Source organism: Collinsella ihumii (genome assembly GCF_030385545.1).
In the GTDB taxonomy this organism is placed as follows: domain Bacteria; phylum Actinomycetota; class Coriobacteriia; order Coriobacteriales; family Coriobacteriaceae; genus Collinsella; species Collinsella ihumii.
This window is the reverse complement of record NZ_JAUEIQ010000009.1, coordinates 45,845-71,888: the sequence shown is the minus strand read 5'-3', so window position 1 is coordinate 71,888 and position 26,044 is coordinate 45,845. Positions and strand designations below refer to the sequence as shown.

The following is a 26,044-nucleotide window of genomic DNA, read 5'->3' as shown; positions in this document are numbered from 1 at the left end:
CGCTATTCCACAACATGGCCGACAAGCTCGTAGCAGAAGCTGTCGGTGAACTCTACTTCGAGGATATCCCCCACGGCGGCCTCGCCCGCATCGAGATGGACGGCGCCGTCGCTGTCGGGAGCCTGGAACCAGGCGTGACCGATGAGCTCGTACCCCTCGTCTGTCTGCTCGATGCCGTCGACGATGACCTGCGCGCGCTCGCCGACATGGGATGCCGTCGCGGCGAAGCCCAGAGATTCGGCCAGATCCATCGCGGCCTGGGTGCGCTCGAGCTTCACGTCGTCGTCGATCTGGCCGTCGAGCTTGACCGCGCGCGTCCCCTCCTCGGGAGAAAAGGAGAACACGCTCGTGTAGTCGAACCCGGTGCGGTCCATGAAGGCGAGCATGCGCTCGTGCTCCTCATCGGTCTCGCCGGGGAAGCCGACGAGATACGTGGTGCGGATGACCATGTCGGGAATCTCGCGGCGCAGGCGGGCGAACAGCTCGTCGAGCTCCTCTTCGGAACCGGAGCGGTTCATGGCGGAGAGCACGCGGGAGCTGCAGTGCTGCACGGGGATATCGATATAGGGAAGCACCTCGGGGGTGTCGCGGATCGCGGAGATGAGATCGTCGGTCATGCCCTCGGGCTGCAGGTAGAGGACGCGGATCCAGACGTCATGGGGGCGAACCGCCTCGGCGACGGCGCGCAGCAGCGACGCGAGGTCGTGCGGCCCCTCACCCTCTTCGGCGAGGTCGCGGCCCCAGATGCCCGTATCCTGCCCGATGAGGACGAGCTCCCGCACGCCCTCGGAGACAAGGTCGACGACCTCGTCGCGGATCTCGGACCACGGACGGCTGCGGTAGCGGCCGCGGATATAGGGGATCGCGCAGAAGCTGCAGAACCGGTCGCAGCCGTCGGAGATCTTGACGAAGGCGACAGAGCCCTCGACCGTGCGCTTGACGTCGGGAACATGCGCAGGGACCGCGCGCGTGACGCCCAGCAGGCCGTCGACGACGCCGACGATGCCGTCCTCCTCGTCTGTCCTCACGAACGCGGCGACCTCCGGCAGCTCGGCGGGAAGGTCCGCACCGTAGCGCGAGGGGACGCAGCCGCACATCACGATGGGCAGGCTGCGCACGCCGTCGGCCGCCTCCTCGGCGAGTGCGAGGGTGGCCTCGATGCTCTCCTCGGTCGCGGAGGCAAGAAACGAGCAGGTGTTCACGATGGCGAGGTCGGCCTCCTCCACATCGGGCGCCTCCTCGTAGCCTGCCGCGAGCAGCAGGGAGCGCATCCGGTCGGTATCGACCTCGTTCTTGGCGCACCCGAGCGTGATGAAGTAGACGGCGCCAAAGGCGTCGGCGAATTGTTCGGACATATCCTCGATCCCCTTGATTGCACAAACCCGTACGGCGGGTCCTATCGATAGTTGGTGAACTGGAGCGGCTGGCCGTAGTCCTGGTCGCGCAGGAACTGGATGACCTGCTGCAGCGCATCCTTGGACGGTGAGGTCACGCGCAGCTTGTCCGCCTCGATGGTGACCTTGACCTTGGCCTTGGTGTCCTTGATGTCCTTGTTGATCTTCTTTGCCGTGGGCTGGTCGATGCCCTCGACGATATGGCCGAGCACGCGGACCGTGCCGCCGGATGCCGCCTGCGGAGTATCCCACTTGACCGCAGCCAGATCGATGCCGCGCTTGATCAGCTTCGAGCCGAACAGGTCGATGATCTGGCGGGCGACGAAGTCGGCGGGGGCGTTCACCGTGACGAGCTTGTCGCTTTTGGACAGCGCGATCGTCGCACCGGAGTCCTTGAGGTCGTAGCGCTGGGAGATCTCGCGCGTCGCCTGCTGGAACGCGTTGTCGACCTCCTGCATATCGACCTGCGACACAACGTCGAAGCTGGAATCTTTTGCCATGGAAGGCTCCTTTCGTCTTGCGGCGGCCCGTTATGCAGCTGCCGCAGCGGAATCGTCAGTCGTGGAGGTGCCGTCGGTGGACTCCCCATCCGTCGTGCCCTCGGCATCGGTCGTGGCGGGGGTCTCGGGCTGCGGCACGTTGATCGTCACCTTGCCGACACCCGAGGTGCGGGTATCCCAGTCGACGCTCTCCCCGTTCTTGGTGATCTCGACGTCGCCGGGATGGTCGACGGTGATCTCGATAGAGGACTCGGGCGTGTAGCTCTGCTCGAACGGGCCCGCGGTCTGGGCCGCATACACGCTCACGCCGTCGACGTAGATCTCGAGCCAGGAGGTGACGCCCTCGGGAATCGCGACGGTGACGTTCGTCTCGACCGGTTCGGTGGGAGTCTGCGGGCTCGTCGCGGTGTCGGCGGCGCCGGCATCCGACGAATCGGTGCCCTGGGTGTCGCTATCGGTCGCAGGGGTGTCCGTCGAGTCGTCGCCCGTCGCGTCATCCTCCTCGCCAGTATCGGTCGTCGCGGTCGTCGCGGGGGTTTCAGCCGTTGCGGGATCGGTTGCCGCGGGCGTGGCGGTGCAGCTGCGAACCAGCAGGAAGATCACGAGGATGAGCAGCACCACGATGGCGATCAGGCCGCCGATGATGACGCGCGAGTCGTTGAGGAAGCCGCCGCCCTGGGGCGAGGAGCCGCGACGGGGCGGACGCCCGCCACCGCCACCGCGATTTCCGGAGCCGCGATACCCGGGGCGCGAGGGCCCGCCAGAGCGCTGGGCGAGCTGGCCCGAGCGCGGCGCACCGCCACGCTGGTATGGACCCGCCTGGCGCCCCATATTCGTCGTGCGCGACAGGTTCTGGGGACGATTCATACGAACGGTGCGGTCGGGTGCGCCGCCCGGCTCAGGGGCGCCGTAGCCCCCGCGATCGTATCCGGATGCCCCGAGGTCGCGCCCGTACGCATCGCCCGCAGACAGGTTCGCCGCCCGGCGCTGATTGTCCGCCACGCGCAGCGGCACGTGGCCGGAGGTGGAATCGGACACGTAGCCGGCCTGCGGCGGCCGTTGCGCGAAGCGCGAATTGGGAGCAGGGGGCGTGTCGACCATGAGGTAGCGCCCGCTCATGCTCGCGCTTCGGGGCACAGGGTTCGTCGCCCCCTCGGTGAACTGGCTGCCGGCCGCGCTGCCGCCGCGCTCGTAGACGTACAGCTCGTCGAAGTACGCATTGACCACTTCGCGCGGATTCAGGCCGAGGTAGCGGGCGTAGCTGGCGATCATGCCCTGCGCGTAGCCACGCGGGGGCATCGACGCGAAGTTCCCCGTCTCGAAAAACTCGATGATCTGCGGGCGAATCTTGATGACATTGGCGACCTGCTGGATAGACATACCGAGCTCGCGTCGCCTGTTGAGGAGCATCTCTCCGAATCGACTTGCCATCAGAACCCTCCAAACTCATCCTCATCGGCCATGCGGGCCTCGACGGCCTCGAGCGCGGCCAGACCTTCCTCGTCGAGAAGGACCTCGCGCGGCTTCGATCCGTCGGGTGGACCGACCACGCCCTTCTCCTCAAGCATATCCATAATGCGGCCGGCGCGCGCGTAACCGACCTTGAGCCTACGCTGCAAACCGGAAGTTGAACCCAGCTGGGACTCGACGACGATGCGCGCCGCCTCCCAGATGAGCGGGTCGTCGTCGGACGCCTCCCGGGCGCCGGAGCCCCCGCCCGCGCCGCCGAGGGCAGCCGGGGAGACCGCCGAGAGGATCTCCTCGTGGTAGTCGGCGGGGCTCTGGTCCTTCACGAACTCGACGACCGAGAAGATCTCCTCGTCGGAGACGTAGCAGCCCTGGATGCGCTTGGGCTTGCCCCAGTCGACGCGCGAGAACAGCATGTCACCCTGACCGATCAGCTTCTCGGCGCCCGTCTGGTCCAAGATGACGCGCGAGTCGATGCCCGTGGCGACGGTCAGGCCGATGCGGTTGGTGATGTTCGCCTTGATGAGGCCGGTGACGACGTTCGAGCTCGGACGCTGGGTGGCCACGATCATATGGATGCCCGCGGCACGTCCGAGCTGCGCGATGCGCACGATGGAGGCCTCGACGTCCTTGCCGGCGACCATCATGAGGTCGGAGAGCTCGTCGATGACGATGACGAGATAGGGCATCTTCGCCGGCGGGTTGTCGTATTTCTCGAACTCGCCGGCAGCCTGCTTCTCGTTGAACGTCGAGATCTTGCGCACACCGATGCGCTCGAACACCTTGAGGCGGCGCTCCATCTCCGATACCGCCCACTGCAGGGCGCTCGCCGCCTGCTTGGGCTCGGTCACCACCGGCACGTACAGGTGCGGCAGGCCGTCATAGGGAGCGAACTCGACGCGCTTGGGGTCGATCATGATCAGGCGCACGTCCTCGGGGAACGTCCGCATGAGCAGGCTCATGAGGATGGAGCTGATGACGACGGACTTGCCCGAACCGGTGGTGCCCGCGATCAACAGGTGCGGCATCTTGGCGAGATCGGCGACCATGGGCTGCCCCTCCGCGTCGCGGCCCAGGGCGAACTCGAGCGGACCCCCCTGGACATAGGGTAGGATGTCGCCGAACGCGACCGTCTGGCGCGTGCGGTTGGGAATCTCGATGCCCACGAGCGAGGTGCCCGGAATCGGCGCGAAGATGCGCACCGAATCGGTGGCGAGCGACAGGGCGATGTCGTCCTCGAGGCTGGTGATGCGGCTCACGCGCTCGCCCTCACCGGGTTGCACCTTGAAGGTGGTGACGGTGGGGCCGGCGATCCAACCCACGACGCGAGAGTGCAGGCCGAACTCCTGCAAGGTCGACTGGAGCCCCTCGGCGGTCTGCTCGAGCTCCTTGGACGAGCTGGAGCTGGCCTGCGCCGCGGGGTTGTGGCGGAGCATGGAGACGGGTGGCAGCTGCCTGGTCTCCCCCTCCTCCTCGAGAACCGACGTGGCGGGTGCCGCCGTGCCGTTCGCGGGCAGGGAGCGTGTGGGCGCGGGGCGGCTCTGCGGCGCGGCGGAAGCGGGCGCCGACGCCGCCTGCGATGCCTTGGCAGTAGAGGCGCCGGCAGCGGCCTTGCGCAGGAAGTCGGGCACGGGCTGCGCGGCGATCTCGGCGTCGGGCTCCGGCGCGCTTTCGCGCGTGGACGCCTTCGCGGCACCTTCGGCCTTGGCGACCTTGGCCGCGCGTCGCGCCTCCGCTTTCTCTTCGACCGGCTCGTCCCAGGGCAGAACATCCTGGGGCTCGATCGCGGAATCGGCGTCTTGGACCCTCGCCTCGCTCTTCAGGGCGGAGCGGGCGCCGGAGATGATATCGAGGGCTGACCCTGCGGCCTTGGGCGCGCGTGCGGGCTTCTCGAGGACCTCAGTCTTGGCGGCGGTCGGCGCAAAGCGCTCCTCCACCGGGATCAAGGTGGTCTTTGCCTGCTCGGCCTTCACCTGGGCCGACACGTCGACGAAGGGATCCTCATCGGTATCGGGCTCGTCATCGGCACCGAGCACCGTGGTGGTCTGATTGCCCAGAAACGTGGTCTCGGCGGTCCCGTCGCCATCGAACAGGCGGCCCTGCTTGGGCTTTACCGGGCGCGGCATCTTGCGCGGGGTACGCCTGGCGGGCGCCACGGACGCGGCCTCGCTGTCGCCCCACGGGCTGTCGTTCACGTCGATATGGCGGCGCTGGGCCAAACGCTCCACGCGCTCGGCGGCCGACCGGGCGACATCGCTGATGGAAAACCCGATGATCACGAGACCCAGCACGACGAATCCCACGAGCACCACGTAAGAGATCGCCTTCCCGAGCGCGCCCTGAAGGGTGCTCGCAATGAACGCCCCGAGGTAGCCGCCCGAGGAGGACAGGTTCTGCGGAATGAACATGGCGTCGCTCGACAGCTCGGTACCGGGCACGGCCAGCGACAGCATGGCGACCGCAGAGCAGAAGATGAGCACGGCGCCGGCACAGGTCCTTGCCGACACCGGCGTCGAGCCCTTGATGAAGAGCATGGCCGCGCAGCCGAGCAGAACAAGCGGCAGCAGGTAGCCCCCCAGGCCGAAGCCCAGGTGGTAGAACCCGGCGATGGCGCTGGTGACGGGTGCGCTCGAGGGCGAGACGACGGCGATGAACGAGGCGACGGCCACGACGGCGAGGATCACGCCCGCGATATCGCGGCCGGACCCCTCGCCGAGCAGGGGCGCCACCTCGACGGCCTCGGCGGCACGCCCCTCGTTGGCGCGCAGCCCGGCTGCAGCCTGCGCCGCCTTCGAGCGTCCCTTGGCCGAAGCCTTGCCTTTTGCCTGGCCCTTGCGGGCGTTGTTCGAACCCGTGGCCGCCACGCTAGACCTCCATGACGACCGGGATGATCATCGGGCGCGTGTGCATACGGTTCCAGATGAAGTTGGACAGCGAGTCGCGCACCGCCTTGCGCAGCGCGTCGGTGCCGCTGCTGGTGTAGTTGAACGTGCCCTTCTCGATGACCTTCATGATGGACGCGGAGGCATCCGCCGAGAACTGGTCATCGATGGTGAACGAGACGCCGCGACCGGAGAACTCGATCGCGTCGATCTTCTTGCGCTTGAGCGAGACGATGGCCACGGCGGTCACCATGCCGTCGTTGGCGAGCTTCTGGCGGTCGCGCAGCACGATGGGGTCGGTGTCGCCGATACGCAGGCCGTCGACGTAGACCACGCCGGACTCCACCGACGCGCCGCGCTTGACCACGCCGTTGCGCATCTCGAGGGAGTCGCCGTTGTCGAGGATGAAGATATGGTCGCTCGGAATGCCGACCTTGCGGGCGAGCTCGGCGTGCGCGCGCAGGTGCACGGCCTCACCGTGAACGGGCATGAAGTAGCTCGGCTTGGTCATGGCGAGCATGAGCTTGAGCTCCTCCTGGCTGCCATGGCCCGACACGTGCACGAGCGTGCGGTTCTTGTCGTAGACGTTACAACCGATCTTGGCCAGGCTGTTGACGACCTGCTGGACGCCCTTCTCGTTGCCCGGAATGGGCGTCGCGGAGATGATGACCGTGTCGCCCTCGTGCATGGAGAGCGTCTTGTGCTCGCCGTTCGCCATGCGGGACAGCGCGGAGAGCGGCTCGCCCTGAGAACCCGTGCACATGACCACGATCTGGTCCTCGGGGATGTTGTTGATCTCGTAGGCGTCGATAATGTCCTCTTCGGGGATATCGAGGTAGCCGAGCTCGCGGGCCACGCGGGTGTTGGTGAGCATCGAGCGGCCGGTGACCACGATCTTGCGCCCGCAGGTGCGCGCCGCATCGCAGATCTGCTGTAAGCGGTGGATATGGCTCGAGAAGCTCGCAACGAACACGCGACCGGGCGCGTTCTTGATGGCCGCAAGCAACGACGGGCCGACCTCGGCCTCGGACTTGGTGAAGCCGGGGCGCGTGGCGTTGGTGGAGTCGGACATGAGCAGGTCGATGCCCTGCTTGGCAAAACGGCTGATGGCGGCGTAATCAGGCGTCACGCCGTCGATGGGCGTCTGGTCGAGCTTGAAGTCGCCCGTGTGCATGACCGTGCCCTGGGGCGTGCGGATGAATACGCCGAGCGCACCGGGGATGGAGTGGGTCATCGCGAAGAAATCGAGCTGGATGGAGCCGAGGTTCACATGCGTGCCGCCGTTGACCTCGCGGAACTTAGGGGCACGGATGCGGAACTCGGCGAGCTTGCCCTCGATGAAGCCGAGCGTGAGCTTGCTCGAGAAGATGGGCACCTTGTTGTTGAGATCCTGGAGGAGGTACGGCAGAGAGCCCGTGTGGTCCTCGTGGCCGTGCGTGACCACGATGCCGCGCAGCTTGTCCTCGTGCTCCAGCACATAAGTGTAATCGGGCAGCACCAGGTCGATGCCGGGCTGCGTGTCGTCGGGGAACATGAGGCCCGCGTCGACGAGCACCATGTCCTCGCCGCACTCGAACACCGTCATGTTCTTGCCGATACCGTCAAGGCCGCCCAAGGGGATAATCTTGAGCGGCGCGGGCTTTTTCTTAGTTGTTGCCATGGGGTCGATTAGATCCTTTCTGTCGATCCGAGTATCCAAACGACGGACGCACCGCCGTGACGTTCAAATCCATGCCGCACGTGAGAGCTGCGGCAGGTGCATAGTGATATTGCATTGTACCAATTCGGGGCGCTCCCCATTCGAGCCCAGACGTTATCCCTACACAAAGCGTGGATTTGACAGGACGCACGGATATGGGTTGTTTGGGGACGGGTTCGTTTCAACCCATACGGCGGCCCCTGCGGTCCCCGCGGGCCGGAACGGGAGCGTCCCGTCGCCAGTCGCCCTCAAAAGCGCGATGAAACACAAACCACGGTAGAAAAAGGCGGGCCCCACATACGTGAGGCCCGCCATTACAGCTAACGAAACGGTCAGCGCGGCGCATTAACCCTCGTGATGACGACGCGGGGTGCGGCCGCCGTGGCCGCCGTTGTCGCCCGGGGTGCGACGCGGACGGTCGCCGTGGTCGCGACGCGGACGGCCGGGGCGATCGGAGCGCTCGCGACGGGCACGACCGCCGAAACCGCCGCCGTTCTCGCCGGAGTCATCGCCGGAGCCGGCGGGAGCCTCGGGCTTGTCGAGGCGGTCGAGGGAGATCTTGCCGCGGTCGTCGACCTCGATGACCTTGACCTTGACCTCGTCGCCAACGTTCAGCACATCCTCGACCTTATCGACGCGGCCCTGAGCGACACGGGAGATGTGCAGCAGGCCGTCCTTGCCGGGCAGCAGATTCACGAACGCGCCGAACGGCTGGATGGAGACGACGCGACCCGTGTACTCCTCCCCCACCTCAGGGACCTTGACAATGAGCTGGATGCGCTCGATGGCAGCCTCGACGGAGTCGCCGACACCGCCCACGAACACGGTGCCGTCCTCGTGGATGTCGATGGACGCGCCGGTCTCGTCCTGGATGCCGCGGATGGTCTCTCCGCCCTTTCCGATGACATCGCGGATGTTATCGACCGGGATGGAGATCGAGGTGATGCGGGGCGCGGTCTCGCGCGTGGCCTCGCGCGGCCCGGGGATAACGTCGAGCATCTTGCCGAGGATGAACGCACGACCCTGCTTGGCCTGCTCGAGCGCGGCACGCAGGATGTCGAAGGTGAGACCCGTGGCCTTGTTGTCCATCTGGAGGGCGGTGATGCCGCGCTCGGTGCCGGTGACCTTGAAGTCCATGTCGCCCAGGAAGTCCTCGATACCCTGGATGTCGGACAGGACCACGGTCTTGCCCTCCTCCTGGATGAGGCCCATGGCGATACCGGAAACGGGGCGCTTGATGGGCACGCCGCCGTCCATCAGGGCAAGGCAGCTCGCGCACGTGGAGGCCATCGACGAGGAGCCGTTGGACTCCATGACCTCGGACACCACGCGGATGGCGTAGGGGAACTCGTTCTCATCGGGCAGCACGGGCAGCAGGGCGCGCTCGGCAAGGTTGCCGTGACCGATCTCGCGGCGCTTCGGCGAGCCCATGCGGCCGGTCTCGCCGGTGCAGAACGGCGGGAAGTTGTACTGGTGCATGTAGCGCTTGCCCTCGACCGGCTCGATGGTGTCGAGGCGCTGGCCCTCGTTCAGCATGCCGAGCGACAGCACGGAGAGCACCTGGGTCTGGCCGCGCTGGAACAGACCGGAACCGTGCACGAGCGGCAGGTAGCTGTCCTTGACCATGATCGGGCGGATCTCGTCGGCGGCACGGCCGTCGACGCGCTCGCCGGTCTCGACGACCATGGTGCGCATGGCCTTCTTCTCGAGCTTCTTCAGGTTCACCGGGATCTCGCGCTCCCACTCGAGCTGCTCATCCTCGGTGAACTCGGCGCGGATGCGCTCCTTGAGCTCCTCGACGTGGGCGATGCGGGAGAGCTTGTCGGCATCGGAAAGCGCGGCGTACATCTCGTCGTAATGGGCGAAGATGCGCTCCTCGACCTCGGGGACGGGCTGATCGAGGATGTACTCCTTGGGCTCGATCGGGCCGTTGACGCGCTCCCACTCCTCGACGAACGCGAGCTGGGCGTCGCAGAAGGCGCCGATGGCCTCCTGGCCGAACTCCATGGCGGCCAGCATATCCTCCTCGGTAACCTCCTTGGCGCCGGCCTCGACCATGGAGATGAAGTCGCGCGTACCCGCGAGCTCCAGGTCGAGGTCGGAGTTCTCGCGCTCCTCATAGGTGGGGTTGACGATGAACTCACCGGTCTCGACGTTGCGGCCGATGCGCACGCAGGCGAGCGGTCCCTCGAACGGCACGCCGCCGAGCGTGAGGGAGAGCGAGGCGCCCATGGTGCAGATGACGTCGATGGGGTTCACCTGGTCGGCAACCAGGGAGGTCGCCACGATCTGGACCTCGTTGCGGAAGCCGTCGGGGAAGCTCGGACGGATCGGGCGGTCGATCATGCGCGCGGTGAGCGTGGCCTTCTCGCTGGGACGGCCCTCGCGCTTGAGATAGCCACCGGGGATGCGACCGGCTGCGTACATCTTCTCGTTGAAGTCGACGGTCAGCGGGAAGAAGTCGTAGTTCTTGCGCTCCTTGGAGACGACGACGGTCACGAGCGCGGTGGTGTCGCCCTGCTTGACGAGCGTGGCGCCGGTGGCCTGCTTGGCGAGCTCGCCGCTCTCAAGCGTATAGGTTTTGCCGTACAGCTCAAAGGTTTTGGATACGAGTGACATTTTTCTCCTTCAACTCCGTGGACCCCATTGCCCACGGGACGTCTGGTCCGATACGGGCGGAACCCCCTCGGACGGTGTAGGGACCGCGATTGCTGCCCCCTACATGAAAAGGAGCCCCCGAGGGGGCTCCTGCATGCACGATTCTCTACTGGATGTTGTCGCGGATGCCAAGCGCCTTGATGAGCTCACGGTACTCGAAGATGTCGTTCTTCTTGATGTAGGAGAGCAGACGACGACGGCGACCGACGAGCATGAGCAGGCCGCGGCGGGTGTGGAAGTCCTTCTGGTGGGACTTCATGTGCTCGGTGAGCTCGCGGATGCGCTCGGTGAGGATGGCAACCTGAACCTTGGGGTTGCCGGTGTCGACGGGGCTGTCGCCAAACTGTGCGGTGAGCTCGGCCTTGCGCTCCTTGGAAACGGTCATGATGTACACCTTTCTTCTCACGTACGCCCAGCACTGGGAAACCGCCGGTGCAGCGAATCTCTAAGTGCGGGTAACCAACAGCTGCATATGGTACCACAGCTTTCACGCTCCACCAGAACTGCACGACAATGCGCATGAAACTCTAGGGACAGTCCCTAAAAATTCAGCGTTGCCGGAGCTTGAGCATCCGCGCGACCGATGCCTTGCTGGTTCCGATCGCTTCCGCGATCTGTCGCTGCATAAGCCCCGCGTCCTCCATTGCCAGCGCGAGGTCCACACGACGTGCGTGGGACATATCCTTGATGAGGGCAAGGTCGATGCCACGCTGCCTTGCAATCGCACGGGCAATTCGGCGGGCGTCCTCGTCGGACATGGCGCGCGTTCCCCCAAAACAATATGTGCACGCATCGCGGTCTGCCACGAATCGGGAGAAGCCTTCCGGTCCGTCCAGCATATCCAGGATAAGCCCAGTCGCAGTGATGTTCGCCTCGGACATGTATTCCCGGTAGCTGCTCCACGGATAGATATCCGCAGGCGCCACATGAGCGTTCGCCGGGTTGTTATGGATGTAGCGAACACACTCGAGCAGGTAAGCATCGGTGTCTATGGCCCTGCTCGAAAACCGCCCCTGGAAAAGGTGCCCTATGCGGCCGGTTCGCGCATTGAAATACGCGGCGTAGCCGCCGAGCAGTCGCTTCATGGCTTCGCTCAGCTGTCCATGAAGGTCTTCCAACAGCAGGTGGACATGATTGCTCATGAGGCACCAGGCGATGATGTTGATATCGTACTGAGCACAGCAGTCCTGAAGCAGCTTGAGAAACCGATGCCGGTCGACATCGTCTGAAAAGATGGGCCGCTTGTTGTTGCCGCGTGACACCACATGGTAGAACCCCGACTCCGACCGTACCCGTGCGATTCTATCCATAGCAACTCCTTAAGCTCTTCTACACTGTAGACAATATCTTAATACTATTAGTTGCATAGAATAGATGCAAGACGGAGAGGTGGACTTTTAGGGACAGTCCCCGGGAGTTCACGGTAGAGAAATCCCGGGGACTGTCCCTCAAAAACCGGCTCCAGTGTGCACGATGCTGAACGACTGGCGCGTGTGAAATTCCAGGGACTGTCCCTGGAATTTCACGCTATGCGTCGCTACAGCAGCAGGAAGTAGAGCAAAAAGGCGATCGCCGCGATCCACATGAGCGGGCGGACGTACTGCGAGCGGCCGCTCACCACGGCGACGACGACGTAGGTGATGAAGCCCAGACCGATGCCGTTGGAGATCGAGTACGTGAACGGGATGCCCGCGATGATCATGAACGTCGGGAAACCCTCGAGCACGTCGTTCCACTTGACCATGACCGCATCGCCCATCATGAGGAAGCCGACGAACACGAGCGCGCCGCACGTCGCGGCCGAGCTGATGCAGGAGATAAGCGGCGAGAGGAACGCGGCGAGGATGAACAGGATGCCGGTGAAGACCGAGGTGAGGCCCGTGCGACCGCCGTCGGCGGCGCCCGACGCGGACTCGACGAACGTCGTGATGGACGAGGCGCCCATGATGCCGCCGACCGCGGCGGCAGCGGAGTCGACGATGAGGATCGGCTTGATATCCTCGACCCTTCCGTCATCGGTCAAGAACTCGCCCTGCTTGGCGACGGCCATGGCGGTGCCCATGGTGTCGAAAAAGTCGCTCATCATGAGCGAGAAGGCGAACAGCAGGATCGTCGGGGTGGAGATGGCCTTCACGAGACCCATCACGCCGTCGGAGTCGCTCATGAACGGCGCGCCGAACGTCGAGAAGTCCAACGGGGCGACCAGGCCGGTGGGGATCTGGGTGACGCCCAGCGGGATGCCGCAGACGGCGGCGATCACGATGCCCCACAGCAGCGCGCCCTTGACCTTCACGGAGTACAGGACGACCGTCACCACGATGGAGATGACCCCGACCAGAAACGTCGGGTCGGTCACGTTGCCAAGGGACACGAGCGTGTCGGCGTTGGCCAGGATGATGCCGCCGTCCTTGAGGCCGATCATCGCGATGAACAGGCCGAGGCCGATGGAGATGCCACGGCGCAGCGATACCGGAATGGCCTCCATAATGGCCTCGCGCAGGCCGCAGAGCACGAGCAGCAAAATGGCGATGCCCTCGATGAGGACGACGGCCATGGCGGTCTGCCAGCCAAGGCCCATAGAGCCGCAAAGCGTGTAGGCGACGATCGAGTTGATGCCCATGCCCGAGGCGCAGGCAAGCGGACGGTTCGCGCAGACACCCATCAGGATGGTCATGATGCCCGCGCCGACGCAGGTCGCGGTGACCGCCGCGGCTATGGGCACCCCGCCCGCCTCCAAGATGAGCGGGTTGACCACGATGATGTAGGCCATGGCGAGAAACGTGGTGAGACCCGCGCGCAACTCGGTTGCCACCGAGGACCCGCGGTCACCGATTTTGAAGAACTGATCCATGCTTTCCTCTCCCTCGAAACAGCAAAAGCGCCCACTAGGGACGCTTTATCCACTCTAGCACGCCTTGCAGGAGTTCAAACCTATGAAATACGTCGGCAACCGAACCGAGCGCAACCCCAAACCTGAAATTCTAGGGACTGTCCCTAGAATTTCACAGGGGAATGAAGCGGCGGGCGGCGATGGGCGGCAAGACGATGCCGAGGACGATCCACAATATGGTTCCGGGAAGAGATGACCAGTCCTGCAAGAAAATGAGAAGCGGCAGGCCCGCTATCTCGACGGGCAGGCCCGTGAACCCCAGCAGCGCAAAACCGAGAAGCAGGCCATCTTGCCGCGACCACGTCTCCCTGGTGGGATATCCCTGCGCCTCAAGATCAAACAACCATGACTTGACCGCCCGATAGGCCCTGGACGCAAGCACCAACCCGTAGACGCAAAAGCCCAGCACGACGACGACCAGAAGCCACGTGAAGCCCACGAGGCTCAACGCGCTGACCGGGTCATCGGCCCCGGCGCCGTGGAGCACCGAGTACGCAAGCAAGCCGAACACGACGGTCGTCGCCAAGAACAGAATGATCTGAAAACGGATGACTTTCTTGATCGCCGCCCTCGGTGCATCGCCGAGCGCGCGCCAATACCGCTTGACGGAGCTCATGATGTCCTCCCCTCCCGTTTTCCCAACTCTGCGGCCAAACACCGTAGCGTCACGAGCACCTGAATGAGAATCAGCACTGGACAAATATAAAATCTGACGTCGAAGGAGCGATCAAAAAGATCTATCACCATTCTTACAAGGAAAAAGGGCATAAGCGCGAGAAATGAAAGCGACAGCGGCACCATCGTCTTGAGCGTCGATCTCCCGAAAGCTCTTGTCTGAGGGCTCAGTCCGCAGCGCTGCATCCAATCGGACGCCACCGGCCGCATCCGGCTTGCATAAACCAACGTTACGACAACGCATGCGATCAGCAAGCCGAGCAGCGCAAGGAGAAGCAACCCGCCCGTATCGCTCCACGAGATACGACCCGAATCGACTGCCGCATTCAAGGCTACATCAAGGACACCGCACATGACCGCGCAAGCTGAACCGACGAGCAAGGGCTTTACAACGGCTCTCCTCTCCCGCTCGTCACATGAACGCCAAACGCGAACCATCGAAAGCATCGTGTCCCCCTTTTGCTCGAGCAACACATATATCAGTAATACAACTAGGGACTCTTAGCAGGAGTTTCCCTCGTTACCACGATTGTTTACGCGCACTGTGGAACCAGTCGGCAGGCGGCAGAAAAAAAACCGCGACCGGCAAGGTTGCCGGCCGCGGAATACAACGAAGAAGAGCAACGCGAATCGTCCCGCCCAGATCCTACTTCGGCATCGACCACGCGGTATGGTCGGTGTGGAGAAGCTCCTCGGCGCGCTCGGAGAGCGGATTGCCGAAGAAATCGTCGTAGACGAGCTTCACGCTCGGGTTCTCGTGGGAGAACCTGATGGGCGCCTGTGCGTCAAGGCCCCACAGCACGTCGCCGCGCTCGCCGGCGAGCTCGCAGCCGTCGTGAATGGGCTGGCCGCCGCCGCCCACGCACCCGCCGGGGCACGCCATGATCTCGACGAAGTCGTATGAAACCTCCCCGGCTCGCAGGGCCTCGATAAGCTTGCGGGCGTTGCCCAGACCGTGCGCCACGGCCACGCGCAGCGGGGTGCCGGCCAGATCGAAGGTCTTCTCCTTCCAGCCGTCGAGGCCGCGCACGCCGGAGAACGCGTCGGGATCGGGATTCTCGCCCGTCGCGAGGAAGTAGGCGGAGCGCAGCGCCGCATCCATGACGCCGCCGGTCGCACCGAAGATGACCGCCGCGCCCGTGCCGACGCCGAGCGGCTGATCGAGCTCCTGCTCGGGCAGGGCGCTCGCGTCGATGTGCGACGCGCGGATCATGCGGTCGACCTCGCGCACCGTGAGCACCACGTCGACGTCGGGGTCGCCGGTCTCGCCCACCATGGTCGGCAGCGCGGCCTCGGCCTTCTTGGCCACGCACGGCATGATGGACACGCTGAAGATCTTAGAAGGGTCCACGCCCAGCGCATGGGCATAGTAGGTCTTGGCGACCGCGCCGAACATCTGCTGCGGGGACTTGGACGTCGAGACCTGGTCGAGCAGCTCCGGATAGTGCGACTTGACGTAGCGGATCCATCCGGGGCAGCATGAGGTGAACATCGGGAACTTGATGTCCTCCCCGCCCGGCTCGCTCGCCTTCTTGATTCGCTCGAGCAGCTCGGAGCCCTCTTCCATGATGGTAAGGTCCGCCGAGAAGTTCGTGTCGAACACGTAATCGAAGCCCATGGCACGCAGCGCGCTCGCCAGGCGCTCGACGGTCGCCTGCTCATGGGTGAGGCCGAGCGACTCGCCCCACGAGGTGCGGACCGCCGGGGCGATCTGCACGAGGCAGATCTTCTCCTGGTCCTCCAGGGCGTCGAACACGCGCTCCGTGTCGTCGCGGGCACGCAGCGCGCCGGTCGGACAGTGCGTGATGCACTGGCCGCACAGGGCGCAATCGGTTTGCGAGAGCTCCTTGCCGCCCGCAACGTTCACCGACGCATGGCTCGCGCGGCTCGTGAGGTCCCATACGCCCGTTGCCTGGACCTTCTCGCAGATCTGGATGCAGCGCAGGCACTTGATGCACTTGTCGTTGTTGCGGATGAGCGGGAAGGCGGGATCGGAGCGGAACCCCTCGAGATGCTTGGGATACGGCAGGTCGGTGATTCCCAGGTCGTTCGCGAGGCTCTGCAGCGAGCAGTTGCCCGAACGGGCGCAGCTCGTGCACTCGGAATCATGCTGCGAGAGCAGAAACTCGACGTTCGCCTTGCGCGCGATCCGCGCCTTGCGGCTGTTCGTGTGCACGATCATGCCGTCGAGCACGTAGTTGTTGCATGCGGCCACGAGCTGGTCGATGCCCTCGACCTCGACCACGCACACGCGGCACGCCCCGACCTCGTTGAGGTCGCGCAGATAGCACAGCGTCGGGATCTTGATGCCCACGCTCGCCGCAGCGTCCAGAATCGTCGTGTGCTCGGGCACCTCGACCACGCGGTCGTCGATAATCAGCTTTACCACTGGAAATTCCTCCCCCCACGGAACGCGCCGAAGCCGAAGTGATCGCAGCGCAGGCAGCGCGAAGCCTCCTGGTGCGCTTCCTCCTCGGTAAGACCGATCTCGGCCATCTCGAAGTCGCCGATGCGCTCGGCGGCGTCGCGCTCCTTGAGCTCGCAGCGGCCGCACAGGCGCTTGCCCTTGAACTGGACGGGCGGCAGCTCGACCTCGAGCAGGATCTGATGGTCAAAGCCGAGGTAGCGGTCGATGTTCGCCGCAGCGACCTTGCCGGCGTTGATGGCGCGGATGACGGTCGCGGGCCCGGTCTGGCAATCGCCGCCCGAGTACAGGCCCTCGAATCCGGGCACGGCCCCGTCGGAATCGGTCACGACGCGGCCCCACTTGCACGGCACGCCCATGGCCTCGAACGGAGCGGAATCGATGTCCTGTCCGATGGCCACGATCACGCGGTCGCACGCGATGAGCTGCTCGGGCGCGGCGGCGGCACGAGGGGCCGGGCGCCCACGGCTCGGGGCGCCGATGATCTGCGGCTGCACGACGACGCCGGCGACGCGCCCGGCCTCATCGGTCTCCACGCGGACCGGTGCGTTGAGCTCCATGATCTGGCAGCCCTCCGCCTCGGCGCCCGCGATCTCGGCATCTTGCGCCGTCATGTCGCAGATGCGACGGCGGTAGGCGATGATGACCTTCTCGGCACCCAGGCGGACGCTCGAGCGGGCGACGTCCATCGCGACGTTGCCGCCGCCGATGACCACGACGCGCTCACCGGAGAAGTCGGGCATCTCGCCGTCGCCGATGGCGCGCAGCATCTGCACCGCGGAGACGACGCCCTCGGCATCCTCGCCGGGAAGGCCGAGCTTCTTGTCGTTGTGCGCACCGATGGCAAGGTAGACCGCGTCGAAGTCAGCGCGCATGCGCTCAAGCTCGGCGCCGTCCACCGCGTGCTCGAGCTCCACCTTGATGCCGCAGTCCAGGATCCACTGGATCTCCTGGTCGAGATCCTCGCGCGGAAGGCGGTAGCTCGGAATGCCGTAGCGCAACATACCGCCCAGGTGCTTGCGCTGCTCGAAGATCGTGACATCGTGACCCATGATGGCCAGGTAGTACGCACAGCTGATGCCCGCGGGGCCGCCGCCGATGACGGCGATGCGCCGGCCGGTCTTCTCGGCGATCCACGGACGGTAGTCCGCTTCCATGTGATCGGTGGCGTAACGCTTGAGCGCCAGGATGTTCAGCGGGTCGTCGACGATGCCGCGGCGGCAGTGCATCTCGCACGGGTGCTCGCACACGCGGCCGCAGACGATGGGCAGCGGATTGTCCTTGCGGATGAGCCTGACCGCATCGGTGTAGCGGCCCGCCTCGACAAGCGAGATGTACCCGGGAATGTCGACGTTGGCGGGGCATCCGGCAACGCACGGGACCCGCTCGTTCTCCGCGAACCCGCATGCGTGCTCACGGACGTGATGCTCGAAGTCGTCGCGGAACCCGCGCACGGCCATGAGCGCCATCGAGCCCGCCTCGTAACCGATCGCGCAGTCGCTCGACAGGTAGATCGTGTTCGCGGTCTTTTCGATCAGATCGATCGTCTCGAGCGTAGCGCGATTCTCCAGCACATCCTCGAGCAAATCGGACAGCGCCCTGAGTCCCACGCGGCAAGGCGTGCATTTGCCGCAGCTCTGCGTGGCGCACAGGTTGACGAGCGCTGCGGTGAACTCGACCGGGCACGGCGCGAGCGATCGAGCGGCGAGACGCCGACCGAGTGCATCATGCAGGTCGTCCATGACGGCCTGGGCATGGCTGCGCTCCATGACATGAAGTCGTGCCATAAGTACTCCCCTCTACTATGTACAATAACTTTTTATTGCATTGGAGGTCGTTTTGGCCAGCACAACCCTATGGACGGACGATTCCGTCTCGTAAGCGTTATCGCAGGTAGAATTTTCCGTAGTATTCGTGGAGAGAGCCGTTGGGTATGTGTTGGTTTACTTTGCGATGCACCGAGCTCGAGTTCAGTCTAATATTTTTTTATCATTGTCCAGAGCGGACAAGGCGGCGCGCCCGCTATACGACCAGATGGTGTAGGTCTGCGGATAGCCGAACACCTGGACACCCTCGAACCATTGGAACGCACCCTGGCGCTCGATGCTCCATCCGGGTCGACCCGCGTAGGCGTAACGCTCGCCGTTATCGGACATATGGATCACCGTGACCGGATGCGCGATCTCCTCCTCGATCTTGTCGAGGAAGCGCGCGAGGACCGGGGTGTCGAAAGGGTTGAACAGGTATATGTGGGTATAGGCGCCGAGCGGCTCGTCGAGCACGTTCGCGCATCGTACAGAGAGCTGGGGAAACCGCCCGATCCAAGAGGACGCGCGCGTCACGAGGTCGCCGTCGAGCTCGACGCCGACCGCTGCGCCCGAAAAGCCGCGCGACGCGAAGTACGCGAGGACGCGCCCCGTGCCGCATCCAACGTCGAGAAGCCGCGAGCCTTCGTCGAACGCGAGATGGGAGAACAGCTCGTCGAGCACGAAATACGGCGTAGGCGTCGGCTCGTGAGCCCCCTCGGCGCTGCGGGCGGCAGGACGCGAGCATGCAAGCGACCGACCGCAGGCGGCGATATCGCGCCGCTCGTCCTCGGCAAACAGGCTCTGCTTAGTCCTCATGAAACTTACCCCTTCTGCAGCGATACTCGAACGACCCCAAAGGTAACACCGAACAAGGCCCTTGCGGTGGAACTCGTTGAGGAAAACGCCCTTGCAGGCATCGCCCCGAAGCACCTTGCGGCGTGATTCGCTTCGGGCTTCCACCCGTTGCGGCCAAACTGGCTAAAAAGTTCTGTTTTGCTGTTAGACGAGCCAGACGAAGGAGGTCAATCTGGCTGAGATACTGCCGTCAGCGCCTCAAATGCCCCGAAACGGAACCTGTCAGGGTGGGCAAGCAGCCACAGACGGCGGATCGGGACCCGCCCGCACGGAGTTCGTAACAGCAAAATAGAAATTTCTAGCCACTTTTCCTCAGAGGGCAGCATGGGCCGCGCGCGGCGCGACGAAGCCGACCGGCAGATCCCCGCAAAGGAAACGATGATCAGCGACCCAGCATGAATTCAAGGCACCGCAGGCGCGCATCGAGATGGGTCGCCGCCCACACATGGGCAAGAGCCAGCATGAACGTCGCGGTCATGCCGTCGACAGGGGCCTCGACCAGCTCATCGAACCGCAGCGCCAGCAGCGACTGGAGCCAGCGCACCTGATTGGCGTCGACCTCGTCGGCGCCCGGCACGCTCGAGGCGCACGACGCGCACAGCAGGCCGCCCGCCGAAGCGGAAAAGTAACTCAGCGCAACGTCCCCGCACAGCACGCACGACGAGAGGTCGGGTCGATACCCCTCATGGGAAAGCAGTTTGAACACGAAGGCGGCGACCAGCACATCGAGATGCACAGCGTCGCACGCCTCGTTGCCCACGAGCGAAAGCGCACGCTCCGTGATGGCGAACGTGAACGGATCCTCGGAATCCTCGTAGCTGCAAAGCTTCGCGATCTCGGCGATCGCGCTGGCGGCGCACATGCGCTCATAGGTCGCGCCCGCGCCGAGCGGGGCCGCGAGCAGCTCGGCCTGCGAGACGACATCGAGCGTGCGGCCATGGGCGAGCAGCACATCGACCGTGCAGAACAGCTCGCAGCGCGCCGCCAGGCGGGACCCCGGCTTGCGGGCGCCCTTGGCGACCGCGCGGATCTGACGCCCCTTCTCGGACAGAAGGGTCAAGATCAGATCGGTCTCTTTGAGCTTGACCTTATCGAGCACGACGGCGCGCGTGCGATATGTACGCGATCCCGCCACGAAAGGAGCCCCCTCGGCTATTCCTCGAAGGCGTAGCCCATGCGGCGGATCTCGTTGACGTCGTCACGCCAACCCTGCTTCACGCGAACCGCGAGCTCCAGGTACACCTTGCGACCGAACAGGCGCTCCAGGTCATGGCGCGCATCGGTGCCGATATGCTTGATCATCTCGCCCTTGCGCCCGATGAGGATGCCTTTTTGCCCCTCGCGCTCGACGTAGACCGTGGCATGGACGCGCACGAGCTTCGATGTGCTCTCGAACGAGTCGCATACGACGCCGACCGAGTGGGGCACCTCCTCGCGCGTGCGCAGCAGCACCTTCTCGCGCACGAACTCGGCCACGAGCGTCGCGTCGTCGGTATCGGTGTCCATGCCCTTGGGGTACCAGCGCGGACCCTGCGGCAGGTAGTCGGCGACCAGCTGGATGAAGGGCTCGACGTTGAACCCCTCCGTGGAGGAGACGACGATCACGTCGTCGAAGTCCACGAGCTTGCGCGCCTCCTCGATCTGCTTGATCATCTTGGTCTGATCGACCTTGTCCGCCTTGGTGAGGACGAGCACCTTGACCGCGGAAGACGCCGCCACGCGCTCGGCGACCCATGCATCGCCGCGCCCGATGGGCACCGACGCATCGATCAGGAAGGCGACCACGTCGACATCGGACAGCTCCGCGAGCGCGGAGCGGTTCAGCTCGGAGCCGAGCCCGTCTTTGGGCTTATGGATGCCCGGCGTGTCGACGAACACGAGCTGGAACTCGTCGCGGTCCACGACGGCGCGCATGCGCCGGCGCGTCGTCTGGGCGACCGGCGAGGTGATGGCGACCTTGGTGCCCATGCAGGCGTTGAGCAGCGTGGACTTGCCCGCGTTGGGACGACCGACCAGCGCGACGAAGCCGCTGCGGAATCCCTCGGGCGTGTCCCCCGCCACAAGGCCCAGCTCGGCGCCGACGCCTCCCTGCGACTCGACGAGCGCATCGAGCTCGTCGTCGCTCAGGTCCGCAAAGGGGTCGAACTCCTCGAGCTCCTCGTCGGCATCGAGCCCGTCTTCCTCCTCGAGGGCGTCCTCGGCGTCATCGAGCTCCTCAGCCGTCTCCAGCAGGTCTTTATCCAACTCAGTCATGGTTCCTCGTCTTTCTTGGACGCTAGGCGATGAGCCCCAGCGCACGGGCGAACACGATGATGCCGACAATCGCCGCGGTGATCGACAGCGTGTAGACGCTTGCGGCGGCGATGTCCTTCGCGCGCTTGGCAAGCGGATGGTATTCCTGGGTGGCGAGATCGACAATGGCCTCGATCGCCGTGTTCACCAGCTCCGCGAAGATCACGAGACCGAAGCACAGGGCCACCAGGCACCAGGAGAGCAGGTCGATCTTCAGGACGCAGCCGACCACGACCGCGGCGATGCCCAGCGCGAGCATCACCTTGATGTTGCGCTCGGTGCGCACCGCCGTGACAAAGCCCTCGAGGGCGTATCCGAACGACCGGATGAACGACGGGTGGTCCTTGTTGGAACCGGGAATCATCTCAACCCCTCCTACTCGCCCTGGTGGCGGGTCGTGGGACCGATCTTCACGTCATCGGGATCGTCTCCGCGGCGGCGGGCGAGCTCGCGCAGGACCTCGATCTCGCGAGCCTCCATGTCGGCGGCCTCGGCATCTTCGAGGTGATCGTAGCCCAAAAGATGGAGCAGACCGTGCACGAGCATGAGGCGGCACTCCTCCGCCGGCGTGTTGCCGAACTCGGCGGCCTGCGCGGCGATCACGCCGGGCGCGAGGATCACGTCGCCGAGCTCGACCGCCTCATCCACGGGGATGTCCTCGTCAAAAGGCGAGTCGCATTCGAACGACAGCACGTCGGTCGGGGCGTCGATCTCACGCCATGTGCGGTTGAGCCCCCGCATCTCCTCGTCGTCCACGAACGAGACGGACACCTCGACCGGGCGCTCGACGCCCTCGTGCTCGAGCGTGCACAGGACCGCCTCCTCGATCTCGGACGCCGCGATCAGCGTGTCCAGCTCGGCATCGTTACTGATGAGCACGGCCATGGCCGCCTCCCTTCTGCGGGCGCGCGCCGGCAGGGTGCGCGTCCTCGTATGCGTCGTACGCCTCGACGATGCGGCCGACGAGCGCATGGCGCACCACGTCGGCGCGGTTGAGGTGGATGAAAGCGATGTCATCGACCCCGGAGAGGATGTCTTCGATATCGGTCAGGCCGCCGCGCCTGCCGGGCAGGTCGCGCTGGGTCGTGTCGCCCGTGATGATGAACTTGGAGTTGAACCCCAGGCGGGTCAGGAACATCTTCATCTGCTCGGGCGTGGTGTTCTGCGCCTCGTCGAGCACCACGATGGCGTCGTTCAGCGTCCGGCCGCGCATGTAGGCGAGCGGGGCGATCTCGATGATGCCCTGCTCCACAAGCGTCGTCGCGCGGTCCATATCGGTCATGTCGAACAGGGCGTCGAACAGCGGGCGGACATAGGGATCGATCTTCTCCTCAAGGGTGCCGGGGAGAAACCCGAGGTTCTCGCCCGCCTCGACGACCGGCCGCGTGAGCACGATGCGGCCGACCTCATGGCGCTTGAGCGCGGCCACGGCGATGGCCATGGCCAGATAGGTCTTGCCGGTGCCCGCCGGACCCATGCAAAACGTGATGGTGTTGTTGCGGGTGGCGTCGATGTAGCGCTTCTGGCCGATCGTCTTGGGCCTGATCGCGTGGCCGCGATACGTCAGTAGGATGTCGTCGGAGAGGCCCGAGATGTCCGAGCGCTCGGCGCGCAGGGCGTCAAGCGCGCGCAGGGCGTCAGATTCGCTGGGGGTCTCGCCGGCCGAAGCGAGCTTGATGATATGGGTGAACAGGCGGCAGAGCAGCTCAACCTCGTCGGGCGTGCCCGAAAGCGAGATGGCCGTTCCGCGCACGACGATCGAGACGCTCGTATGGTCCTCGACCGCTCGCAGAAGCGCATCGCCCGTACCGGTGATGCGCGTAGGATCGATATGCTCAGGAATGGACAGGCGCACCTTCGCGGTATCCATGCTCCCCCTTATCCGCCGCAGGGCGCCGGCGCGCCCAAGCGCGTCGGGACTCGCCCCGGTTTACTCGTCAGCGTCGAGGACCGGACGGCCGTGCAGCACGCCCTCCTCATCCATATACATGATAGCAACGTCCACGATCGATTTGACCGCGAGGTCGGGGGCGTTATCGAGGACGACGCGATGGAACGACCCCAACGTCCCGCGCCCGGGATATTCGACCACCGCACGCTCGGTCGTGCCGATGCGGGCCTGCGCGTCCGCGCGAGCCGTGCGTTCGACGAGCTTTCGGATGGCAAGCGACCGGTCCGCCATGACCTCGGGCGCCACCTGGTCGGGCATCTCGGCGGCAATCGTGCCGGGACGCGCGCTGTAGCGGAAGACGTGCAGCCGGGAGAACCCGACGCGCTCCACGAACGCGCGCGTCTGCTCGAACTCCTCTTCCGTCTCGCCCGGAAACCCGACGATCAGGTCGCCCGAGATGGAGGCCGCCGGCAGGATCTCGCGAATGCGCGCGACCGTGCGCTCGAACTCCTCCGCGGAATACGGCCTGCCCATGCGCTGGAGTGTGGCGGTGCAACCGGACTGCACGGGAAGGTGCAGGAAGGGGGCCACGCGCCGAGGCTCTGCGGCCATGCGGCGAACCAGGCGCTCGCTGACATCCATCGGCTCGATGGACGACAGGCGCACGTGCGGGATATCCGTCTCGGTCAGGATGGCATCGAGCAGCTCGTCGATCTCGACGTGGTTGTCGTCGGGACCCATGCCGTCGTAGGCCCCCAGGTTCACGCCCGTGAGCACGACCTCGGGAATGCCCGCGGCGTGGGCCTCGCGCACCTGCTCGAGCACGGCGTCGACGGGTACGGAGCGCTCGGGCCCGCGGGCCTTCCAGACGATGCAGTACGCGCAGCGGTTGTTGCAGCCGTCCTGGATCTTGACCCCGAGCCTCGAGCGGCCGAGCAGGTCGGCGAGCTCGCGGGAATCGAGGCCGCCATCGCACGCTCCGGTCTCGCCGAATCCCAGGAGGTCCGCGGCGCGCGCCGCGACGTCGGTCTTCATGGGCTCGATCACCACGCGGTCGGAAAGCTCGGCGAGGGAGTCGGGGTGCAGGTTGACCGCGCATCCCGTGACGACCACGTAGGGCTTGCGCGGCAGGTTGACCGCATGGCGAACGGCCTTGCGGGTCTTGGCCTCCGCCTCGCCGGTGACAGCGCAGGTGTTGATGACGACGAGATCGGCCTCGTCCTCATCGACCAGGCCGAAGCCGGCGCGGGCAAAGTCTACGGTCATGCGGTCGCTCTCGACCCGGTTGACGCGGCAGCCGAGGTTCACGACGCTCACAAAGGGCATGGGCACGGGCAGCTACTCCAAGATGTCGTCGATGGCGTCACGGATGCGGTCGCCCATCGTCTTGCGCGGCGTCGGCGATTCACCCATCTCACGGGCGAACCTCTCAAGCGCCTCGCGGGCGGCGGGGCTCATCTTGCGCGGGACGACGATGGCGACGCGAACGATCAGGCGCCCGCGCGAGCCGCCTCCGCCGGAGCGGGGCATGCCGCGCCCGTCCACCGTGATGGCGTCGCCGTACTGCGTGCCCGACGGGATCTCGACATCGATGCGCTCGCCGTCGAGGATGCCGTCCACCTGGACCGTGCACCCGAGCGCCGCGCTCGCCATGGGCACCTCGACCGTGCAGTACAGGTCGTCACCGCTGCGCTGGAACCGATCGTGCTCGGATACCTGGACCGTAACGATGAGGTCGCCGGATGCGGCACCGCGGAATCCGGCCTCGCCGTAGCCGCGCACGCGCAGCTGCCGGCCGGTGGCGATGCCCGCCGGCACGTCGATATCGATCTTCTCATGGGTGGGCGTGCGGCCCTGGCCGTCGCACATCTCGCAGGGATGGTCGATGACGGTGCCCTCTCCGTGGCAATCGGGGCACGGGGAGCTGGACTGGACCTGGCCGAAGATGGAGCGCTGGACCGTGGTCACGAAACCGGTGCCGTGGCAGCGCGGGCACTGCTTTTCCTGCGCGCCGTCGGCGCCGCCGGTGCCGTGGCAGTCCTCGCACGTGGCCAGACGATCGTAGCTGATGGTCTTCGTGCAGCCGCGCGCGGCCTCCTCGAGGGTGACGGTCAGCGTGATGGCCATGTCGCGGCCGCGGGTGCGACGCGCGCTGGCGCCTCCGCGCGAACCGGCTGCCCCGCCGCCGAAGAACGACGAGAAGATGTCGTCCATGCCCATGCCGCCGAAGATATCGGAGAAGTCGACGTAGCCGCCTCCCATGCCCGGCCCGTCCGCCGTGCCGAACCGGTCGTAGTTCGCGCGCTTCTGCTCGTCGGAAAGGACCGAGTACGCCTCGTTGACCTCTTTGAACTTGGCCTCCGCATCGGGATCGTCGGACACGTCCGGATGCACCTCGCGCGCCTTCTTCAGGAACGCGCGCTTGATCGTGCGCTGGTCGGCGTCGCGGTCGACGCCCAGTACCTCGTAGTAGTCCCGTTTATCCGCCACAGCGAACTTCCTTCCCAGAAATCCTCAGCAACACAGCAAAGCGAAGGGCCGGATAAAAACCGACCCAAGAAGATATACCCAACGCGCCGCACTCGTAGGCGCTACATTTTGCGACGAG

At 65.3% G+C, this 26,044-nt stretch carries 21 protein-coding genes; all 21 read right to left on the bottom strand.

Features of this window, described 5'->3' with window-relative positions:
* Nucleotides 1-2 precede the first annotated feature (2 nt).
* The 21 genes from rimO to dnaJ all read right to left on the bottom strand — a co-directional run bounded on the left by rimO (nucleotide 3) and on the right by dnaJ (nucleotide 25,926).
* The gene (gene rimO / locus QVN30_RS09355; RefSeq protein ID WP_204564262.1) at nucleotides 3-1,355 is read right to left on the bottom strand and encodes a 30S ribosomal protein S12 methylthiotransferase RimO; all 1,353 of its coding nucleotides are present in this window, start codon (nucleotides 1,353-1,355) and stop codon (nucleotides 3-5) included.
* A 41-nt stretch (nucleotides 1,356-1,396) separates the two neighbouring features.
* Complete coding sequence (locus QVN30_RS09350; RefSeq protein WP_066832004.1) at nucleotides 1,397-1,894, bottom strand: YajQ family cyclic di-GMP-binding protein; 498 nt, start codon at nucleotides 1,892-1,894, stop codon at nucleotides 1,397-1,399.
* Nucleotides 1,895-1,924: 30 nt separating this feature from the next.
* A complete protein-coding gene (locus QVN30_RS09345; RefSeq protein WP_289836177.1) occupies nucleotides 1,925-3,325 on the bottom strand; it encodes a helix-turn-helix domain-containing protein in 1,401 nt (466 codons plus the stop codon).
* On the bottom strand, nucleotides 3,325-6,225 hold the full coding sequence (locus QVN30_RS09340) for a DNA translocase FtsK (protein ID WP_289836176.1): 2,901 nt from the start codon (nucleotides 6,223-6,225) through the stop codon (nucleotides 3,325-3,327). Before QVN30_RS09340 ends, QVN30_RS09345 begins: the two co-directional genes overlap by 1 nt.
* A gap of 1 nt (nucleotide 6,226) precedes the next feature.
* Nucleotides 6,227-7,903 (bottom strand): ribonuclease J, encoded by a 1,677-nt coding sequence (locus QVN30_RS09335; protein ID WP_289836175.1) that lies wholly within the window; start codon nucleotides 7,901-7,903, stop codon nucleotides 6,227-6,229.
* Nucleotides 7,904-8,287: 384 nt separating this feature from the next.
* Nucleotides 8,288-10,561 carry a polyribonucleotide nucleotidyltransferase gene (locus tag QVN30_RS09330; RefSeq protein ID WP_289836174.1) on the bottom strand — a complete coding sequence of 758 codons (2,274 nt, stop codon included), beginning with the start codon at nucleotides 10,559-10,561 and terminating at the stop codon, nucleotides 8,288-8,290.
* A 145-nt stretch (nucleotides 10,562-10,706) separates the two neighbouring features.
* Nucleotides 10,707-10,985 (bottom strand): 30S ribosomal protein S15, encoded by a 279-nt coding sequence (gene rpsO / locus QVN30_RS09325; RefSeq protein ID WP_066831978.1) that lies wholly within the window; start codon nucleotides 10,983-10,985, stop codon nucleotides 10,707-10,709.
* A gap of 163 nt (nucleotides 10,986-11,148) precedes the next feature.
* On the bottom strand, nucleotides 11,149-11,910 hold the full coding sequence (locus QVN30_RS09320) for a transposase (protein ID WP_204539824.1): 762 nt from the start codon (nucleotides 11,908-11,910) through the stop codon (nucleotides 11,149-11,151).
* Nucleotides 11,911-12,137: 227 nt separating this feature from the next.
* Nucleotides 12,138-13,451: an NCS2 family permease gene (locus QVN30_RS09315; RefSeq protein WP_289836173.1), complete on the bottom strand. Its 1,314-nt coding sequence runs from the start codon at nucleotides 13,449-13,451 to the stop codon at nucleotides 12,138-12,140.
* A gap of 151 nt (nucleotides 13,452-13,602) precedes the next feature.
* A complete protein-coding gene (locus QVN30_RS09310) occupies nucleotides 13,603-14,106 on the bottom strand; it encodes a hypothetical protein (RefSeq protein WP_204588113.1) in 504 nt (167 codons plus the stop codon).
* Nucleotides 14,103-14,612: a hypothetical protein gene (locus QVN30_RS09305; protein ID WP_204569632.1), complete on the bottom strand. Its 510-nt coding sequence runs from the start codon at nucleotides 14,610-14,612 to the stop codon at nucleotides 14,103-14,105. The genes QVN30_RS09310 and QVN30_RS09305 overlap by 4 nt, the downstream gene beginning before the upstream one ends.
* Nucleotides 14,613-14,811: 199 nt before the next feature.
* Complete coding sequence (locus QVN30_RS09300; protein ID WP_289836172.1) at nucleotides 14,812-16,554, bottom strand: [FeFe] hydrogenase, group A; 1,743 nt, start codon at nucleotides 16,552-16,554, stop codon at nucleotides 14,812-14,814.
* Nucleotides 16,548-18,377, bottom strand: coding sequence for an NAD(P)-binding protein (locus QVN30_RS09295; RefSeq protein ID WP_289836171.1), 1,830 nt, complete (start codon nucleotides 18,375-18,377; stop codon nucleotides 16,548-16,550). Before QVN30_RS09295 ends, QVN30_RS09300 begins: the two co-directional genes overlap by 7 nt.
* Before the next feature lie 183 nt (nucleotides 18,378-18,560).
* On the bottom strand, nucleotides 18,561-19,214 hold the full coding sequence (locus QVN30_RS09290) for a class I SAM-dependent methyltransferase (protein ID WP_289836170.1): 654 nt from the start codon (nucleotides 19,212-19,214) through the stop codon (nucleotides 18,561-18,563).
* A 421-nt stretch (nucleotides 19,215-19,635) separates the two neighbouring features.
* Entirely contained in the window at nucleotides 19,636-20,388 is a 753-nt protein-coding gene (gene recO, locus QVN30_RS09285; protein WP_289836169.1) for a DNA repair protein RecO, read from the bottom strand.
* 17 nt (nucleotides 20,389-20,405) lie between these two features.
* Nucleotides 20,406-21,497 carry a GTPase Era gene (era, locus tag QVN30_RS09280; RefSeq protein ID WP_435051638.1) on the bottom strand — a complete coding sequence of 364 codons (1,092 nt, stop codon included), beginning with the start codon at nucleotides 21,495-21,497 and terminating at the stop codon, nucleotides 20,406-20,408.
* 31 nt (nucleotides 21,498-21,528) lie between these two features.
* Nucleotides 21,529-21,909: a diacylglycerol kinase family protein gene (locus QVN30_RS09275; RefSeq protein WP_087199016.1), complete on the bottom strand. Its 381-nt coding sequence runs from the start codon at nucleotides 21,907-21,909 to the stop codon at nucleotides 21,529-21,531.
* An 11-nt stretch (nucleotides 21,910-21,920) separates the two neighbouring features.
* Nucleotides 21,921-22,430, bottom strand: a complete 510-nt coding sequence (gene ybeY / locus QVN30_RS09270; protein ID WP_289836167.1) for an rRNA maturation RNase YbeY — start codon at nucleotides 22,428-22,430, stop codon at nucleotides 21,921-21,923.
* Entirely contained in the window at nucleotides 22,411-23,415 is a 1,005-nt protein-coding gene (locus tag QVN30_RS09265) for a PhoH family protein (protein ID WP_289836166.1), read from the bottom strand. The genes ybeY and QVN30_RS09265 overlap by 20 nt, the downstream gene beginning before the upstream one ends.
* A 60-nt stretch (nucleotides 23,416-23,475) precedes the next feature.
* Nucleotides 23,476-24,762, bottom strand: a complete 1,287-nt coding sequence (locus QVN30_RS09260) for a MiaB/RimO family radical SAM methylthiotransferase (protein WP_289836204.1) — start codon at nucleotides 24,760-24,762, stop codon at nucleotides 23,476-23,478.
* A gap of 12 nt (nucleotides 24,763-24,774) precedes the next feature.
* A complete protein-coding gene (gene dnaJ / locus QVN30_RS09255) occupies nucleotides 24,775-25,926 on the bottom strand; it encodes a molecular chaperone DnaJ (protein WP_066831960.1) in 1,152 nt (383 codons plus the stop codon).
* Nucleotides 25,927-26,044: the final 118 nt, after the last annotated feature.